The following is a 17942-nucleotide window of genomic DNA, read 5'->3' as shown; positions in this document are numbered from 1 at the left end:
CTATCCTTTAGGAGGAGTATAATGAAACTCCGTCTTATTATACCTATTGTCATTTTGATTGGATTGGCTGTTTTCTTGTATTACGTTACGAGTAACGAAAACCACACTTCCCCCGGCCAGACCACCGTCACCGTAGAAGAAGGAACAGTCGAACTTAAAAACTTATCGAAACCGGAAGAAAAAGAGACTCTTCATGCAGGAGATAAGGCGGCCGTTTCTGATGGAAAAATCGTGGCGAGCACGGACTCCAGCCTCTCGATGCGGGCGGATGAAGCCATAAACTCACCCTCCGATTCTACCCCAATCGGCGACAATGCAGAGAGTGAAACGGCGGAAGAATCCATCGGCGACGCTACTACAGCGAATTATTGGATTACGGGATATGTCCGCTCCACGGAAGGGAAAGCGATTCCCGATACGGAAGTTAGATCCAACCTGAAAATAGAAGGGAATAATTCGAAGCAAACCGCCAGTGCGAAAAGCAACCAAGAAGGATACTATACGCTGGAATTGAATCGGCCGGGCCAATATTGGCTATACGCCACGCCGCCGGATCATTATCTGAACGGTCAGGCGAATATTACGGTATCCGCAACGGAGAGTACTCCTTCACATGATTTCGCCTTGGTTCCCGCCGGATTGGTGGTTTCAGGGACAGTAATCGATAGGGATACATCCAAGCCGGTTGCCGATGCGAATGTGCGCATGAATCCGGCGGAAAATAACCAAAAAGGCCAGATTCAAGTAGAAGACAAAACCGGTCCCGATGGACGTTTCACTTTACGCCGCCTAGCGGAAGGCGTTTTCCGCATCGGCGAAGTCAGGGCCAAAGGCTATGTAACGTTCAGTTCGTATTCCGATTACAATCAAGTCGATCCTCTCTCTCGCATCGTCATTAATGAAAAAACCCAAAGCAAAGAATTACTGATAAAGCTCGAACCAGGCGCCGCCGCAGCGATTCAAGTCTACGATCGGGACAAGAAGCCGATATCCGACGCCGATGTTAAGGTTCACTCGAACCGGCAAAATACTTACGGCAGTCCTTCCGCCAAGACCGACGCGAAAGGAAAAGCCGTCATCGATTCGATCCCCAAAGCCCAATCTATTGCGCTTGTGAAAAAGAAAGGTTATGGCGAAACGCTTAGCGCCTCATTCCAACCCGGCCCAATCGACCAACCCACGCTGGTGGAAGTAACGCTTTCCGAATCCGGTTCCGTATCGGGAAAAGTGACGGAAAAAGATGGAACAGCCATTGCAAACCGCTCTATGTACATCATGTATCAAGAGATACGCAATCGCCTAGGAGGATATGACGGAGGCGTCTCGGTCGAGGAAACCAAAACAAACGAGAATGGCGATTATTCTTTCTCAGACCTTGGAGCGGGAGCGTATCAAATTACTGTTCAAGGCCCCGATGATGGCGACAAGCGTTGGCAAGAAGTCGCCAGAAAAGAGATAACGCTAACCGCCGGAGAGAAAAAAACCGGTGTGGATATCATCCTCGAAGAAAGCGACGCTAATGAAGAAGTGAAAGGAAAAGTCGTCAATCAATCCAATGAACCTGTAAAAGAGGCCAATGTAACCGCTAATGTCATGATTACATCCGGTATGGGAAATATTGGAAATCATATAGGCATTTATGGCAGCGCGCGAACGGACGAGCAGGGGGAATTTCATATTACAGGTTTGAAAAAAGCGGACAAAATGATCGTTTCCGTTCAATGCAAAGGATATAAACGCTATCAAAATACATACGATATGAATGGCGAATACCTCAGCATCACAATGGAACATTCCGGTTCGATCAAAGGAATCGTCATCGCTCAAGATTCGCGCCAGCCCGTGGAAGGAGCGCAAGTTACTCTTGTAGGACAAAGCAATTCCTACACGGGGAGAACGCTCTCAGCGTTAACCGACGAAAACGGCGCATTCCTTTTGGAAGACGTCGAACCTGGCGTTCAACAACTTCGCGCGAAAGCGGATAAATACGCTTTATCCGATGGTCCATCCGTAACCGTCAAATCCGGCGAGACAGTGGAAAACGCGCTGATTGAGTTAGAAACCGGTAAACTCTTTGTCGGACTGCTTCTCAATCCGGAAGAGAAGCCGGTCGCCAAAGCTTCGATAGGTCTGTTAGTCGAAGACAACAACATGATGCGTTTTTTCCGCGCCGAAAATTCGCCCTTGCCCGATTCGGTCGTTTCCCAGGAAGATGGAATGTTCCGCATGGAAAACCTTCCCTCGAACGGCGGAACCTTGAGGATCACTCATGAGAATTACGCGGCCGCTACTTTCAAGATCGATCCATCCATGTACGGCGATACGGCGGTTCCGATCCATTTGCAAATGGGCGGAACCATCGAAGGGCGCGTGTTGGACGAAAAGGGAAATCCTTTGCCTAAGGTAGATATCCGCATCAGCCAGATGTTAGGCAGTTCGTCTTATCCCCAAACCCAAACCGATGAAAAAGGCGAATACCGCTTTCAGCGCGTCTCTCCAGGAACATACCTCGTTAGCAAGACGAAATACAGCGAAAAAGCCCAAAGCAACGAAAGCAAACCGGCATCTGTCCAAGAAGGCAAAACCATTCGCGTGGATTTTGGCGGCGGCGAAGGCGCCGCGATTCATGGAACGGTTTATAAAGAAGGCGCCCCCGCGCCGGGCGCCAGAATTTTATTGCAGCAGAGTTCGATGATAGGGAATAGTATTAGTTTGTCCTGCGACGCGAACGATGACGGCATCTATCGTTTTCTTGGCGTTTCAGAAGGCGAATATACCCTTTATTTCACAACCCAAAAAATGAGCGCGCCGAATCCGATGAATGCGGAAGGCGTAGCCAGCGTCAAAGTCGAGAAGGGGCAATCGGAGTATGTCGTCGATTTGTACGCTTTATCTTTGAAAATCGATGGGATCGTAAAGGATGCGGCGACAGGCGAGCCGCTATCCGAAGTTCAAATCGGTATGCGCATCGACTTAAAAAATCCCGATATTTATACCACCGGCAAATACCTCATGCCGGTTAAATCGGATCAGGAAGGAAAATTCGCCCTTCAGCCCCGCGCTCACGGCGAGTATTCTCTCACCGCGACAAAAGAAGGTTACGTCAATAAAGAATTTTCAGCCAATGTTAATCCCGCCAATGCTGGAGATTCCGCCGCCTCCGTTTTCGTCGAAGTAGCGCTCTCAAAAGCGGAAGGCTCCGTCAAGCTATTCCTTACCTACGGCGGAGCGCCCTATACGGCTCCAATGGTTCAAGTCATGTTGATGCAAGGCGCTTCAGTTCAACAAGTTACAACCAAACCAGATCCGGAGCAAAAAGGCGTTTATATTCTTCCGGGGATGAGCAACGAACCGTTCGATTTATTCATAAGCGGAAATACGGGCGACAATAAACCGTTAGTAGGCGTCGCCGAAAACGTCAATCCCCCCAAAGGCGCGGGTGGAATGGTTATGATCGATATGCTTGAATTCGCCATCTATCAGATCGTTCTTCAAAGCACTAACGGACAAGTTCCTGAAGGCGAATACAAAGCGGAAATCCCGGATTTCCCCTTCTTTTCCAAACTCCAAATTCCCCAGAAAATCATGAGTGGAATGATTATGCTCGCACTTCCTAAAGGCCATCACTTGGCGCGCCTGAAGGTTCCAGGATATCGCGCCGTGGAATTTTACCCGGACGAGAAAGCGAATGCAGGTCCTGCGCCAATGATAAAAAACATGACTCTTTCTTTGGAAAAAGAATAATCCAAAAGACAGTGGAGGGTGGCAAGGACAAGGCTTTTTTGCCCTTGTGATTTATTTGTTTATAAAAAAACAATTGTATTGAAAAAGATTATCCCAGATCGAATCGAGGATTTTCAAGGCGTTTTGCAAGGGTTGCGCAAAAAGCGTTCCGTACGCGTTTCGCGAGAGTACGCTTATTTTCTCCGCGTTCGTTTCTCCTTGGTTTTCCACATCGATCTCCGCCGACAATTGTTCCAATTTTTCCAAAGCGCCTTCCACATCGAAGTCGATCATGACGCCGTATTTCTCGGCGAACCAATCTTCGATGCGCCGATCCAATTCGCGTTTGGTCAGTTTCTTCTCGCTGGTCAGCAAGTGATAGTAGGCAAGAATGGCTTCCTTGCATTCCTCTTCCTCGGCGGAATCGATCAGGCATTCGAAGACGCCCGCGTTGATGCTGATGCTATGGAAGAATAGGGTCTGCGTTACATCATTCAAAAACTCCACCCATTTGTTTTTATAGTTCAAATACTGCGTGATGGCGAAACCGCCCAGAACGATGACCACGGTGGCCAACGCGGCGACCATGGGAATCAGACTGCGTTTCGCCAGATCTTCCGTAACGCCGAAAATTTTTTCCGCCGATGAAGTCAAACCCAACATGAAAATGGCGAAACCGATCAAGAGCAGCAGATTGCCCGATATTTTAAAAAATGTACTCAATCCTACGCCGAGGGCGGGCAACAAAAAAAGCAATTTGTCTTTCAACGTCATGCCGATTTTTACGTTGGGAAAGACAATCTCCAGGTCCGCTTTGGGAACATTTTTATAATAGAAAATGTAAGTGCGTCCCGGTTGGAAATTCAGTTTGCCGATATCGATTTTTTTCTGTTCGAAGTAATCGCGGTTTTTGAATTTCAACAATAATATGACCCGTTCCAGGGTCTCGAAGACGATATTTTTTTTAAAATAACGGTAGCGCTTGACGGTCGTTTTCGACGGTTTCGATCCTCGATAGTAAAAAAGATAGCGGTCGAAGGAATCGAAATCGACTTCGGTATTCAATTGAATGAGCGACCGGTCCCGAAAGGCCTTTTTCAGTTCCTCTTGGCTTAAAGGTTTAAAATTGGCTTTTATCAGCAGTTTTTCGAAATCTTTGAAGAATTCTCCCGCCTTTTGGCGCTCCTCTTCTTCCGTAATCGGATGGAATAATTTCACGCCCGAATCGGGATCGATCGGCGTGAAATAATCTTTCAGCCGCTCTTGAAGCGCATGAAACGCGTAATGATAGTAAAACATCAAGAGATTGCAAAAAATCGTAAACTGCTTTTTCTCCTCTTCGTTGAGACGGCCGTCTAGAAGGCACATCTCGATCACGTCGGCGCGCCGGTATGGAATGAAGGTTTGTTTAATCTTTTCAGCTGTCATGGCCGCGTTCAAACCTGCCTATCGCGGATAGCATTTTAAAATGAAATTCTATTGGGATTTTGCTTGATCCTGATGCGGGGGCCGAATCCGTTTTCCCGTTTCCGGATCGAATTCATCGGGCAAAGCGCGGGAGGGAGGAATGTCATGAGTCTCCTCGATCCATCGATCCAAGGCCCGGCGCATCCGCTCTAACACCGTACTATAAGCATCTTCATTTACAATATTGCGGAATTCGTGGGGATCGATCTCCAGATCGTAGAGTTCCTCCGGCGCTCTGCGCGACCGGAAGAGAAGCATCTGCTCCTTCGTTAACGTTCCCGCATCCCGCATCCGGCGGATTTTTTCGAACATGGGAGTCGCCAAGCTATCGGCGGAAGTTTCCAGCGGTTTATCGGGAAAGGCATTGCGGATGTATTTGAAGCGCTGGTCTCGAACCGCCCGGCTGTGATCGTCGAAATCGTGCCAATTCCGTTCGGCGAAAATATATTCCCGTTCCCTGCCGCCAGGATTCGTCAACAACTCCAGAAATCCGATTCCTTCCATCTCCGGCGGAATAGGAAGAGAGGCGGATTGCAGCATGGCGGGCGCTAAATCCACAAGGCTGATAAGGCCATTATAAACCTGTCCCCCATTGAATTGCGCCGGCCATTGAACGATCAAGGGCGTTTGGATGCCGCTGTCGTAGATAGTAAACTTAGCTCGCGGAAAGGGGATGCCGTTATCGCCGAAAAAGACGATGAGCGTATTGTCCAAGAGTTCTTGTTGACGCAAATAACTGGCGATTTCGCCGATGACTCGATCCATGCGCGAAATTTCATCATAAAATCCCGCCAAGTCGTCGCGTACTTCGGGGATATCGGGCAAGTAGGGGGGAACGATGACATCCTCGCGCCGATAGGGAGGATCGACGCACCCCTTATCGAAAGGACGATGGGCGTCGATAAATCCCACCGAAAGGAAGAAAGGCCGGTTTTGGGGACGTTCATTCAAAAAATCTTTCCAATTTTCCACCTTGCCGAGTACGCGGTCGAATTGCTTTTCCGCCGCCGCGCCCATGTGAAACTTGCCCACGGAACCGGAAAAATAACCAGCGGACGCCAGATATCGAGGCAGAACAGTTTGGCCTTCCGGCAAGGGATCGTGCAAATTCTCCGCGCCGGTGGAATGGGGATACTTTCCCGTAAAGCAACTGCAGCGGCTCGGGCTGCATGACGATGCGGCGACGAATGCGTTCGTAAAACGTACGCCTCCGACCGCCAGCGCGTCGATATTCGGCGTGCGAATTGTAGGATGGCCATAGCAGCCGATCTCTTTCGGCCCCACATCGTCGCCAATTAGCCAAATTATATTGGGTGGATTTTCGTCGCCAGCGAAAGCGGCGAATGCGCCTGAAAAAGCCAATCCAGCGGCGGACGCGGCGGACGACCGGAAAAAAGAACGTCTGGAAATCGGATTATTCGCCATGTTCAACTCCTATTTTGGATATAAACGATTCGGGCCAATGAAACTATTTCCCTCAGAGAATGATAACAAATTATCATAATTTCCATCCTGCCGAAACAGGTAATGGGCTTCCGGTTCTTCCGCCGTTCATTGCCTGATTCTCCATTTTTTTCTAACGCATCGAATCGTTGTACGTTACGGTAGGACGATTTTGCCTCTATGGTTGCAGGGGATGCTGGATTACAATCAAATCCTCCACCGGACGTCCACCGATAAAATGTTCCTGAATGATGCGTTCCAATGCGGCGGGCGTGCAAGAGTGGTACCATACGCCTTCGGGATAGACCACGGCGATGGGGCCTTGCACGCAAAGCCTCAGGCAGTTGGCCTTGGTGCGGAATACGCCGCCTTCACCCGTCAGATGCAATTCTTCCAAACGGGCTTTCAGATAATTCCAGGATTCGAGACTGGCGGTTTTATCTGAACATTTGGGATTCGTTTGATCGCAGCATAGGAAAATATGGCGTTTGATTTTCGAAATGGCGAGCGTTTCCACCGTCCGATTTAAAACATCGTTCATGGCATCCTCTTTTCATTCGGCTAGTTTGATTGACACTCTAATCAAAGCTGCTAAAAGCCGTAGAACAATTATCGCGAATTGTAAGACTTTTCATTTTTCCCATAATAGAGTATGACTCGAAAATGAATTTATCCCATTCTTTTATATTCGAAAAAATAACATCCTGGAATATACTCTTGTCTTAAGAATCATCGCCGTAGTATCCGAACGGGGCGATTCGATGTTTTTCGAGAAAAAAACGATAAAAGAGGATTCGTCATGAAATTCAATGGAAAAACCGCTATTCGTTTACCCCTCATCGCGCTTTATGCTGGGCTTTTATTTGCCGGGTTAAGCGCATCCCTCCCCGCTTTCCACAGCGCCGCAGGCAGCGAAGAGGGGCAGGGATTGTCAGCCGACCATGCGTTGATGCTCTTGCAGGCAGGAAACGAGCGTTACGTCAAAGGCGAAAGGACATACCCGAACCAAGACGATGCGCGCAGGCATAATACAGCCAAAGGACAGCATCCTTACGCCACGATTATCGGCTGTTCCGACTCGCGAGCGCCGATCGAACATATCTTCGACGCGGGCGTGGGGGATATCTTTACGATACGCGTGGCGGGAAACGTTTGCGACATCGACGAGATCGGCTCCATCGAATATGGGGCGGATCACTTGGGGACGCCTCTGCTCGTCATTCTCGGCCATACCCATTGCGGCGCAGTAACGGCCGTAGCGGAAGGGGATGATGTTCACGGGAGCATCCCCGAACTGGTTGATAATATCCTTCCCGCCATGGAGAGCGTCAAACGGGAGCATCCGGATTTAAAAGGCCAGGAGTTGATTCAAAAAGTTGTCGAAGCCAATGTCCTGCGCGCGATCGAGGATTTGCTAATCCGAAGCGAAACGGTTCGCCAGAGTTTGGAAGAGAAAAAAATGCGCGTCATCGGAGCGATCTACGATTTGGAATCGGGCAAGGTGGAATGGATGGGATCGCATCCACGACAAAAAGAATTATTAGAGAAATTTGTAAAAACCGGCGAGTCTCATGCAAAAATCAAGCCTACGTTCATTCATACGGTTTTCTTCTGGCTGAAGGAGAAATTGCCAGCGGAAAAGAAACAGCAACTGATCGGCGATTGCAAAACCTATCTCGGCTCGATCGAGACCGTCCGCAAGATCGAGGTTGGAATTCCAGCGGGCACCCCCCGCGATGTCGTCGATAACAGCTACGGCGTTTCCCTCGTCGTCTACTTTGACGACCGCGCGGGACAGGATTTCTATCAAACGGCGGAAAAACACTTGCAATTCATCGAAAGGAACAAAGATTCCTGGACGAAAGTGCAAGTTTACGACATGATCGCGCAGCCGTAATCTACGAATCGCGCATCGAAGAAAAGACGTAAAAACAGCCTGCTCTAAGTGAACAGGCTGTTTTTTTTTCGCGAAGCGTCGACTGGATGTTACCGAACGGCTACGACGTTGACCGCTTTGGGACCTTTATCGCCTTGAGCGATGTCGAATTCAACGACCTGGCCTTCTTGAAGGTTTTTGAAGCCTTCGCCTTTAATTCCGGTATGATGAACGAAGAGGTCTTTACCGTCATCTTGTTCAATAAATCCATACCCTTTTTCTGCGTTAAACCATTTTACCCGACCACTTGCCATTGTACTGATAACCTCTTTTTTTTGGAATGACACCCCTAATTTTCTGGTATTTCGGCGCCTTTCCAACAACCTTGAACCGACGACGGTAATTGAAACGGTAATCCGGTAATCCAGTTTGTTGGGATGATACGGCGTTATTGTACACGAATTTTTTTTGCGCTTCAACCCAAAATTTATTTTAGCCGCAGGTTATTTTTTTCTCACATCGACGGCGTTAGGGGAGCGGATTTTCTCTCTGCGCTGGGAAAGAGCATACGCTGGAAGCCCGGAAAGCACTATTAGAAAACCCAGTAAGGCGCTGGAGCGGGCGTAATTCAATGCGCCGAACAAAAGCAACAGGCAGGAGGCGATATAAACCAGCGGCGTCAGTGGATAAAACGAGGTACGATAAGGCCGTTCGATGTCTGGTTCTCTGCGGCGGAAGAGGAACAAAGCCGCGCCAATGGCGGTCATGAAAAGCCAGTGGGCGGAAGCCGTATACGTTACTAAATCTTCAAAGCGTCCGCTGAGCGCCAGGATGGAAGCAATGACGCCTTGCGCGATCATGGCGGCGGCGGGAGTATGAAACCGCCGGTTGCGCGTACCCAATATTCGGAACAAGGCGTGATCTTCGCCGAAGGCGTGGAAAATGCGCCCGCCCGTCAAGATCATTCCGTTCGCCGAACTGAGAGCGACCGTCATCGCCAATAGGCAAACTAAAACCGTTCCCGCCTTGCCGAAGCCGAGCGATAAAACGTCGGCGATCGCCGTTTTAGAAGCCGCCATCAACTGAACGCCTAAAGCATGGAGAATAGCGCCGTTGACGAGCAAATAAACAACCGTCACCAGCAATGTTCCAATTACTAGCGAACGCAGAATATTTTTCTCCGGCTCTTTTACTTCCGAGGCGACGAAAGCGCAATCCGACCAGCCGCCGAAGCAGAATTGCACGAAAATCAACGCCATCAGCAACGATTCCAGAGAGAAGCCGCCCGGCATGGGAGGTTCGGGAGAGGGCGCGCTTACGAGAAAGCCCACAATGACTACGCCGAATAGGCCGATCGTTTGGGCGGCGGCGAGAATATTTTGCGTCCATTTTCCTTCCCGCACGCCAAGGCAATTAATGGTTGTGAGGATGATTATGGCGGAGAGGGTTAAAATATTGTCTGCATGGGGAAAAGGAAACAAGCGGGCGGCGTAGGTCCCCGCGATGTAGGACATGCAGGCGATGTTGCCGGTATGGATGACGAGCAGCCGTCCCCAAGCGTAGAGAAATCCCGCCCAGGAACCATAGGCGCGGTTGAGGAAGTAGTAATCGCCGCCCTCGCGGGGATACGTGGAGGCTAGCTCGGCGTAGCATAAGGCGCCCGCGAGGGAGAGCAATCCTCCTAAGAACCACGCCAACATAATCAATCCCGGCGATCCCATCAGCCCCGCCACCCAGGCGGGAATCATGAATATGCCGCTGCCGACGATTATGCCGACGATAATGCTGACTACATCGAATACGCCAAGCGTTCGCATCGATGGAGAGGAATCGGGAGCCGATGAATTCATAGTATAGAGAGTTCAATCCCAGCGGTTGCCCAGGGAGATTTTCTCGCGCGCCTCGGATTGGAGCCATTCCAACAATTCGCGGATAACGTTGGGGAAGAGGATCAGATGAGGCAGATCGTCCAAATGATGCCATTGAACGTCGCATAAATAGGAATCGTCGCCCATTTTCAATTCGCCGCCCTCAATCGCCGCCGAGAAATAGTAATTGATGACGTGCCGGTGGCCGTCGGGAGGAATCGATTCCGAAAGAAATATTAAATCTTTAACCACTATTTCAAGTCCCGTTTCTTCCCACGCTTCGCGCCGGGCGGCGTCCGCCAGCGTTTCGCCGAATTCCACTCCCCCGCCAGGCAGCAGCCAATACTTGCGGTCGTATTTATGATGTTGGACGAGAAGGATTTTGCCGTCCTCGACGATAACGGCGGCGGCGCGATTGCGAATGCGTTGATTGGCCATAAATACGCTTATCCTTTACATGATGATGAAGTATTTACTGCATCGAAATTTAATGCGCTTGACAGCAACATTCCTTGGGAACCGGCAGATTGAAAGCATCGCCGGGCGTTTGATGCGGCTTCAATTGTTTTCGGAACAAAATCCCCGCCGGATAGCGCATCAAGGCTAACATCGCTTTGTAGAAATGATACCGCAGCGATGGTTGAATCAAATATTCGGCGTCATTGGGCTGCACGACGAGACTGACCTCGATGTTAGGAACCAGACCGACGGGGATGTTGTTTTTCATGCACGCTTCGTACATGTGACGGAAAACGACGATCATATCTTCATAAGAAGGAGATGGCCATCTTTCCATCGCCGTTCCTTGAACCGGGCGGAAAATACAGATCGTAGGGAAAGCGCCGACTCCGGTAATGTAATCGATCGCCTTCAGCGTATCTTCGATGGGTTCGATTCCGGCGATGATTTCACCGGAAACCCTTCCCTTCCCCAACTTGCGCGCCGTATATTCCAAGGCGTTGAAAAAGGTCTTTTGTCCGATGAGGCGCTCTTTTCCCGGTAAATATTTGGCGAAATATTCGGGATTATGCAGTTCATAACAAAAAGAAAAATGATCGGCGCCGCAATCGATGACCCAGTCGTATTTCCATAGATCTTTGGAAGGAATCGCCTGTACGCCCGCTAAGGCGCCGACTTTTTCTTTAATCGCCTTAACGAAAGGAGCGCAAACTTCCAGACCGCGGCCTTTCTGGTAACCGGTATTGAAATGAACGAAGGAGACGCCGGATTCCGCTTTCGCCGTTTGGGCGACTTCGGTCACTTCTTCCACCGTTTTCATCGCCTTATCGGCGCCGGGCTTGCCGACGTTGATGCCTGTGGCGCAGAATTTGCAATTCTCCTTGGGATCGGTTTGCCAGAAATGGCAGACGTCGCCGAGATAAATGCCGAGATAAGTGCCTTGAATGACGCCGATCTCGCGCATATTCACGCCGCTGGACGTTTTGCGGGAATACCAGCTGGGAGCCGTTGGAATTACAACGTCATAGGAAACTTGATCGACGGTATGGACGACTCGATAAGCGCCATTTACCCGGCGAAGTTCGTAAGGGCTGGAAACAGCGAAATATTCTAAAACTGGAGCATTGAGCCATATATTTTTATGTGGACCGGGAACCATAAGTTCCAAACCGCTCCCTAAACCCGCCCGCGCTTTGGAGAACGTCTTATCGCTATCCATCTCGCATGACTCATGGATTCGGATACCTTTGCAAAAGAGGTCGATTTCCAACTCGCAGGGATTCAGTTTACGGCCATGCGGCGCGTATTCGATTTTCTTCTCTTCCATTGACTGCGACGCCTTCCCTTCTTCGGATTCATAGGCGTTATTCTATCATAAGCTTCCCCTCCAGAGTAGAAGCGCGCTGGGGAGAGGTTTATTATACGTATTCGATAAGGATTTTTTCGCGATCGGTACTATAAAACAAAAAACGCCGAGGAGACGATCGTCATGAACGGAAGTAAATATGCTTACCCTTTCGCCTTTTTTCTTTTTGTTACTATATCGCTCAGCGCATGGAGCGAGGAGAAAGCCGATCTGCTGCTGATCAATGGGAAAATCGTTACCGTCGATGAAGCTTTTAGCATTGCATCTTCCATGGCGATCAAGGGAGAACGCATCCTCGCTGTGGGCGACAAACGCAATGTTGAAAATTATCGCGGTCCCCAGACGGAAATACTCGATCTGAAGGGAAAGACGGTCCTGCCTGGTTTGATCGATTCCCATACTCATCCCGCCGACGCCGCCGCGGCGGAATACGATCACCCTATCCCCGATATGGAGACTATCCAGGACGTTCTCCATTACATCAAGGAGCGGGCGGCGTCGTTGAAAGAAGGCGAGTGGATTTTCGTCAGCCAGATTTTTCTCACCCGTCTCAAAGAACAGCGATATCCTACCCGCAAAGAATTGGACGAGGCGGCGCCTAAGAATCCCGTCATTTTCCGCACCGGACCAGATGCTTCGGTCAACTCGCTGGCGCTGCAAATGAGCGGCATCGACGAGAATTGGAAAGTAGACGACGGAGGCGCCGGTTTCGCGGAAAAGGACCCCCAAACCGGCAAGTTGACCGGCATCCTGCGCAACAGCACCCGTTATCTGAAATATCGATCCCCTGAAAAGACGCCCAATGCCCAAGAACGAGGGGAGTTGCTGCAAAAACTATTAGCGGACTACAACCGCGTCGGCATTACCGGAGTCGGCGAGCGTGATGCCTCAAGCGATGAAATCGCCCTTTACAAAAAACTGCGCGATGACAACGCATTGACCGTGCGCGCTTTTCTTTCCCAGCATTTGGAAACCAATCAACCTATAGAAAACATCAAGAAAGAGTTGCGCGATTTGGCGCTATCCAAACTCTTTCAAGGCGATTCTCTGCTTCGCGTTTGCGCCGCCAAAACCTATTTGGACGGCGGCATGTTGACCGGCAGCGCCTTCATGCGCCAACCTTGGGGAGTCAGTCAAATTTACGGCATCACGGATCCGAAATACGCCGGATTGCGTTTCATCGAGCAGGAGCCATTAATTAACATTATCGACGCCTGCATGGAGTTGGATATTCAATATATGGCCCATACGGTTGGCGACGGAGCGGTTCACGCTTTTCTCGACGCTTGCGAAGCGCTGCGGGAAAAATACAATATCCGCGAAAAACGTCCGGTGATCTGCCATTCCAACTTTATGAGCGAAGAGGCCGTTCGCAAAGCGGCGGAGTTGGGCGTCTGCCTCGACATCCAGCCCGCTTGGCTCTACTTGGACGGCCGCACTCTGCTGCATCATTTCGGCTGGGAGCGGTTGACGTGGTTTCAACCTCTGCGCTCCATCTTCGCGGCGGGAGCGTTGGCGGGCGGCGGTTCGGATCATATGAAGAAAATCGGCTCTTTGCGGTCGATCAACTTCTACGATCCGTGGCTTGCGATCTGGACGACCATGACTCGGAGAGCGAAATGGGTGGATGAGCCGATCCACTCGGAACAAGCCCTCAGCCGCGTAGAAGCGATTCGCTTCTATACGATCAACAACGCCTATCTCCACTTCGCCGAAAAAGAGCGCGGTTCGCTGGAACCGGGGAAATTAGCTGATTTCATTATCACGAACGAAAATCCTATGACCTGTCCCATCGATGAGATAAAAGACATGACGGTCCTTCGCACATACCTGGGCGGAAAATTGGTTTATTCCCATCCTGGAGAAGTCCAATGAAGCGAGCGGGATTCTTATTGTTTTTCAACTTATTTCTCGCGGGATGGATTCGTCCCCACGCCGCCGAGGATAAGATCAAAGTCTTCGTAAGCATCCTTCCCGAAGCCTATTTCGTGGAGCGCATCGGCGATGCCCAAGTCGATGCGAACGTGATGGTGGGACCGGGACAAAATCCTCACGCCTTCGAACCTACGCCCAAGTTGATGGCGCAACTCTCCAAAGCCGCCATCTATTTCCGCATCGGCGTTCCATTTGAAGATGTTTTAATGAAGCGGCTGCAACGCTCCAATCCCTCCATGAAAATCGTCGATCTGCGAGAAGGGATAAAACTGCTTCCCATGATAGAGCATCATCACGAGGAAGATGCGGAAAATCATCCCTCGGACGAACATGCCACCGGCTCGAATGAAAAAGATGAGGAGGCGCAGGAAGGCGCCAAGGATCCGCACATCTGGTTAAGCCCCAAACTAGCAAAAATCCAATCGCAAACCATTGCGGAAACGCTCGCCGCCTTCGATCCCAATCACGCCGAAGAGTATCGATCCAATCTGAAAAAATTGCTGGGCGAGTTGGATCGGTTGGATGAAGAGATAACGAAACTTTTCCAGAATCTCCGCGAACGGCGCTTCATGGTCTATCATCCCGCTTGGGGCTATTTTGCCGATGCTTATACGATGGAGCAGATTCCCATCGAAATGGAAGGCAAAGAACCGACGGCTAAACAGTTGGTCGAACTGATCGAGTTGGCCAAAAGCCAGAACATTAAAATCATCTTCGTGCAAAAACAATTCAGCGCCAATAACGCCAAGACCGTCGCCAAAGCCATCGGCGGCCAGGTGGTTTCCATCGATCCGCTGGCCAAGGATTATTTTACCAATATGAGAGCCACCGCCCGCGCTTTGTACGAAGCGTTGAAATAAAGGGGACTTTGAGACAATGGGACATTAAGAAATAGCGTCCAGTTTCCCTATCTCCCAGTCCCCCAGTCTCCCAGTCCCCCAGTATATCTTTCCACGACGGCCATCAACCGGCACATGGCCGAGTCCAAGCCCTTTACCCGCATGGGCAGCGCGAAGATGTAGAACGCATCGCGATCCAGTTCCCGGCATTGTTCGGGAAATTCTACGAGGCAGATATCGCGGCTCATCAGCAGGTCGTGAAATTTGCGCCCGTCCTCGACGCCTTCCCCAAATTCGATACCCGCTTCGAAAATCAATAGTTTGATCTTCAAATCCCGAATATAGGGAACCGCCTCCATCTCCACTCGCAGCGGCGTTTTTCCGGAATCGTTGCGCATCAGCAGAATCTCGAAGGCGCCGCGATGCGCTTCCAATTGCTCCTGGATCATGGCCAGCGTCATGCTTCCCGCGCCGGGAGAAGGCGCCGCTCTGAGCAGCCTGGCTCTCCCCATGAAATGCTCCAAGGGAAAATCGGTTATCGTCTTGCCCTCATGATAATAATGCCAAGGGCTTTCCACATGGGTTCCTACATGGGTATGCGTTTGGCGGATATCGAACTTATAGGTTCCATCGCCCAAGCGGCTCTCCTCGATGACAAAAGGCCGGTCGCCGGGATCGAGCAAATTGGGAACCACTTCCTTGGCCAAGTCGATAATTTTGTATTTTTCCAAATCGATTTGAAACGGCAAGGTTTAATCCTTTCCTTGATTTATTCATAAATGAAAAAGCCAGAGTCCATAGCGTTTCTTTGGTTTATGATTTATAAATTTCTCGATTCGTTCAAGGGTGGATTAAAAAATGTCCGAATAGGGATGGTCAGGATTTTCGGGATTTTCAGAATATAAATTCAGTTCGTCTTTTCATCCTTTAAATCCCGATTCAGTCATAAAAGGATATCCGAAAAAATTTTATAAAGGGGATAAAGAAAATGAACTCCGAAAAACGCAATCCTCTATTTAAACCAACAGCGATTCTCTTTGCCGCTCTATCGCTGTCCATCGGTTGGGGCATACGCGGCAACTATGGCCATGAGTTCGGCGCCATGCTTCCGGGAGCGCTGACGGCGATGGCCGTCTGCATGGCGTCGGGGCGTGAGGACTGGCGCGAACGCCTGGCCTATTTCGCCTTCTTCGGCGCCTGCGGCTGGGGATTCGGAGGTTCGGCTTCTTACGGGCAAGTGATCGGGCACACTCATTCCGGCCAATACGCCACGCAACTGTGGGGATTTTATTCGCTTTTCGTTATTGGTTTTTTGTGGGCTTCGCTCGGCGGCGCCGCCACCGCCATTCCCGCCGTATGGGACCGCCAGCGGCTGACGGAGTTTTTTAAGCCGTTCTGCTGGGTGTTGGCGGCGGAAACGCTGCTTTATCTTTTTTTCCCCGGCATCAGCGCCTCCATCGCCAAATCGGAAAACGCCGTCCATCGCCATGAGATGTCGCTCTATTGGCTGGACAGCGATTGGATTCCCGTGCTCGGCGCCTTGCTGGCGGTTTTATTCTACGATCTCGCCGATCGCCGCTTCGGCCGGGGATTGCATTTGTCACTATTCGCCCTCCTCGGCGCCGCCGCTGGATTGATTCTAAAACCCTTGTTCGATCTATTCGGAATAACCGCCTTTCTGGGCCGGTGGTTGATTCATTACCAAGGAGATTTGAGCCATTATTCCCGCAGTCAGTTGATCGCCAATTGGCCCGGCTTCATTCTATCCGCGCAGGAGGATATCTTTTGGGCTTATGTTTTTATGGCGTCGATCGGCCTTATGGTTGGCGTTGGCTATTACTTTTATCGTTATGGAAAATTCCGCTGCGGCGCTTCGTTGATCCTGCATCTATCCTTAGGATGGTATATCGGTTTTCTCGTCTTGCCGGTTTTTTTGGGAGTGCGCATGACGCCGCCGCGCGGCGACAACTGGGCGGGACTTATAGGCATGTTCCTCGGGGCCAGCGTTTATTTCCTGCGCAACGGCATGACGCCGGTATTTCTGGCTTCGGTCGTTTGCGGAATTATCGGCGGCCTTGGATTTTCCGGCGGGGTTTGGCTCAAGTTGCTGGAGGTCTCTTTCGGCAATCCCAACATCGTCACGGACGCCGCCATCGTCGAAGCTTGGAAGCATTATCAATCCGCCAACTGGCATAGCGTACTTGAGCAGACCTATGGCTTTATCAACGGCCTGGGCGTTCTTCTCGCTCTATCGCTCTTGCTGCGGCGCGTTGGCCCGCTGAATAACGAAGCCCCGCGCCGGCGATGCTTGGAGGGACTAGCCATCTATTTCGCGCTGCCGATTTTGACTTACGTCAACATGGTGAAAAACATGGAAGATTGGACGCGGCCCATCGTCTCCGGCCTATCCACCGTCCCCCCCATGATGAAGGCTCCTTTACTTCCCTGGTGGGAATTTTCCGCTGAAGCCTGGTTCAATTTTTTCGCCGGGGCGGCGATGCTGGCGGCGTTGATTCTGCTCGTTATTCATACCCGTAAGCCTATCGCCTTGCTTTCCACCTCATGGACCGGCCGCGCCCAACTCGCTTATCTTTTGCTTTTATGGGTCTTCGTCCTCGGCAATACGGCGAAGGCGCTTTCATATTTTCATGAAAACCGGCTGATTACCGAAGGCGTCATTATCCTAAATGCTCTTCTCGCCACAATTCTGGCGCTAACCATCCCACCAAAGGAACCTATCCTTCCTCAAGCGATTGAGGTCAAATGGAAACGAATGACTATCGCCGCCGTTTTGATCGGATTGTTCGTTTTCGCGCTGGCCCCATTATTGCAGACGCGCAGCGTTCGCTCTATTTACGGCGACGCCCCGGCGGGACATGCAGGCCAAAATCTTCGCTTTGGCGAAAATGCTGATTGGAAAGTTGCGCCGCTGCTCAAAGGCGTTGAACACCGTTGAACTTGTCGCG

13 protein-coding genes are annotated in these 17942 nt (G+C 50.6%); 5 read left to right on the top strand and 8 right to left on the bottom strand.

Annotated elements, in window-relative coordinates; genetic code table 11:
- Positions 1 to 21: 21 nt before the first annotated feature.
- Positions 22 to 3744 carry a carboxypeptidase regulatory-like domain-containing protein gene (locus AB1656_25030; protein ID MEW6238662.1) on the top strand — a complete coding sequence of 1241 codons (3723 nt, stop codon included), beginning with the start codon at positions 22 to 24 and terminating at the stop codon, positions 3742 to 3744.
- 51 nt (positions 3745 to 3795) lie between these two features.
- Here AB1656_25030 and AB1656_25025 read toward each other — a convergent pair whose 3' ends face one another.
- The 3 genes from AB1656_25025 to AB1656_25015 all read right to left on the bottom strand — a co-directional run bounded on the left by AB1656_25025 (position 3796) and on the right by AB1656_25015 (position 7174).
- Positions 3796 to 5151, bottom strand: a complete 1356-nt coding sequence (locus tag AB1656_25025) for a TMEM143 family protein (GenBank protein ID MEW6238661.1) — start codon at positions 5149 to 5151, stop codon at positions 3796 to 3798.
- A gap of 48 nt (positions 5152 to 5199) precedes the next feature.
- Entirely contained in the window at positions 5200 to 6615 is a 1416-nt protein-coding gene (locus AB1656_25020; protein MEW6238660.1) for a sulfatase-like hydrolase/transferase, read from the bottom strand.
- A 196-nt stretch (positions 6616 to 6811) separates the two neighbouring features.
- A complete protein-coding gene (locus AB1656_25015; GenBank protein ID MEW6238659.1) occupies positions 6812 to 7174 on the bottom strand; it encodes a (2Fe-2S) ferredoxin domain-containing protein in 363 nt (120 codons plus the stop codon).
- A 258-nt stretch (positions 7175 to 7432) separates the two neighbouring features.
- Here AB1656_25015 and AB1656_25010 point away from each other — a divergent pair, with 258 nt between their 5' ends.
- Entirely contained in the window at positions 7433 to 8530 is a 1098-nt protein-coding gene (locus AB1656_25010) for a carbonic anhydrase (protein MEW6238658.1), read from the top strand.
- Between the two features lie 89 nt (positions 8531 to 8619).
- Here AB1656_25010 and AB1656_25005 read toward each other — a convergent pair whose 3' ends face one another.
- The 4 genes from AB1656_25005 to AB1656_24990 all read right to left on the bottom strand — a co-directional run bounded on the left by AB1656_25005 (position 8620) and on the right by AB1656_24990 (position 12163).
- Complete coding sequence (locus AB1656_25005; GenBank protein MEW6238657.1) at positions 8620 to 8823, bottom strand: cold-shock protein; 204 nt, start codon at positions 8821 to 8823, stop codon at positions 8620 to 8622.
- Between the two features lie 189 nt (positions 8824 to 9012).
- Entirely contained in the window at positions 9013 to 10359 is a 1347-nt protein-coding gene (locus AB1656_25000; protein ID MEW6238656.1) for an amino acid permease, read from the bottom strand.
- A gap of 12 nt (positions 10360 to 10371) precedes the next feature.
- Positions 10372 to 10815: an NUDIX domain-containing protein gene (locus tag AB1656_24995; GenBank protein ID MEW6238655.1), complete on the bottom strand. Its 444-nt coding sequence runs from the start codon at positions 10813 to 10815 to the stop codon at positions 10372 to 10374.
- A gap of 49 nt (positions 10816 to 10864) precedes the next feature.
- Positions 10865 to 12163 (bottom strand): radical SAM protein, encoded by a 1299-nt coding sequence (locus AB1656_24990; protein ID MEW6238654.1) that lies wholly within the window; start codon positions 12161 to 12163, stop codon positions 10865 to 10867.
- Between the two features lie 162 nt (positions 12164 to 12325).
- Here AB1656_24990 and AB1656_24985 point away from each other — a divergent pair, with 162 nt between their 5' ends.
- The gene (locus tag AB1656_24985) at positions 12326 to 14077 is read left to right on the top strand and encodes an amidohydrolase (GenBank protein MEW6238653.1); all 1752 of its coding nucleotides are present in this window, start codon (positions 12326 to 12328) and stop codon (positions 14075 to 14077) included.
- Positions 14074 to 14997: a zinc ABC transporter substrate-binding protein gene (locus AB1656_24980; protein ID MEW6238652.1), complete on the top strand. Its 924-nt coding sequence runs from the start codon at positions 14074 to 14076 to the stop codon at positions 14995 to 14997. The genes AB1656_24985 and AB1656_24980 overlap by 4 nt, the downstream gene beginning before the upstream one ends.
- Positions 14998 to 15044: 47 nt before the next feature.
- Here AB1656_24980 and AB1656_24975 read toward each other — a convergent pair whose 3' ends face one another.
- Positions 15045 to 15725: a cyclase family protein gene (locus AB1656_24975; GenBank protein MEW6238651.1), complete on the bottom strand. Its 681-nt coding sequence runs from the start codon at positions 15723 to 15725 to the stop codon at positions 15045 to 15047.
- A 239-nt stretch (positions 15726 to 15964) separates the two neighbouring features.
- Here AB1656_24975 and AB1656_24970 point away from each other — a divergent pair, with 239 nt between their 5' ends.
- Entirely contained in the window at positions 15965 to 17932 is a 1968-nt protein-coding gene (locus AB1656_24970; GenBank protein ID MEW6238650.1) for a hypothetical protein, read from the top strand.
- Positions 17933 to 17942: the final 10 nt, after the last annotated feature.

Source organism: Candidatus Omnitrophota bacterium (genome assembly GCA_040755155.1).
Taxonomy (GTDB): domain Bacteria; phylum Hinthialibacterota; class Hinthialibacteria; order Hinthialibacterales; family Hinthialibacteraceae; genus JBFMBP01.
This window is presented reverse-complemented; position numbering and strand designations above follow the sequence as displayed.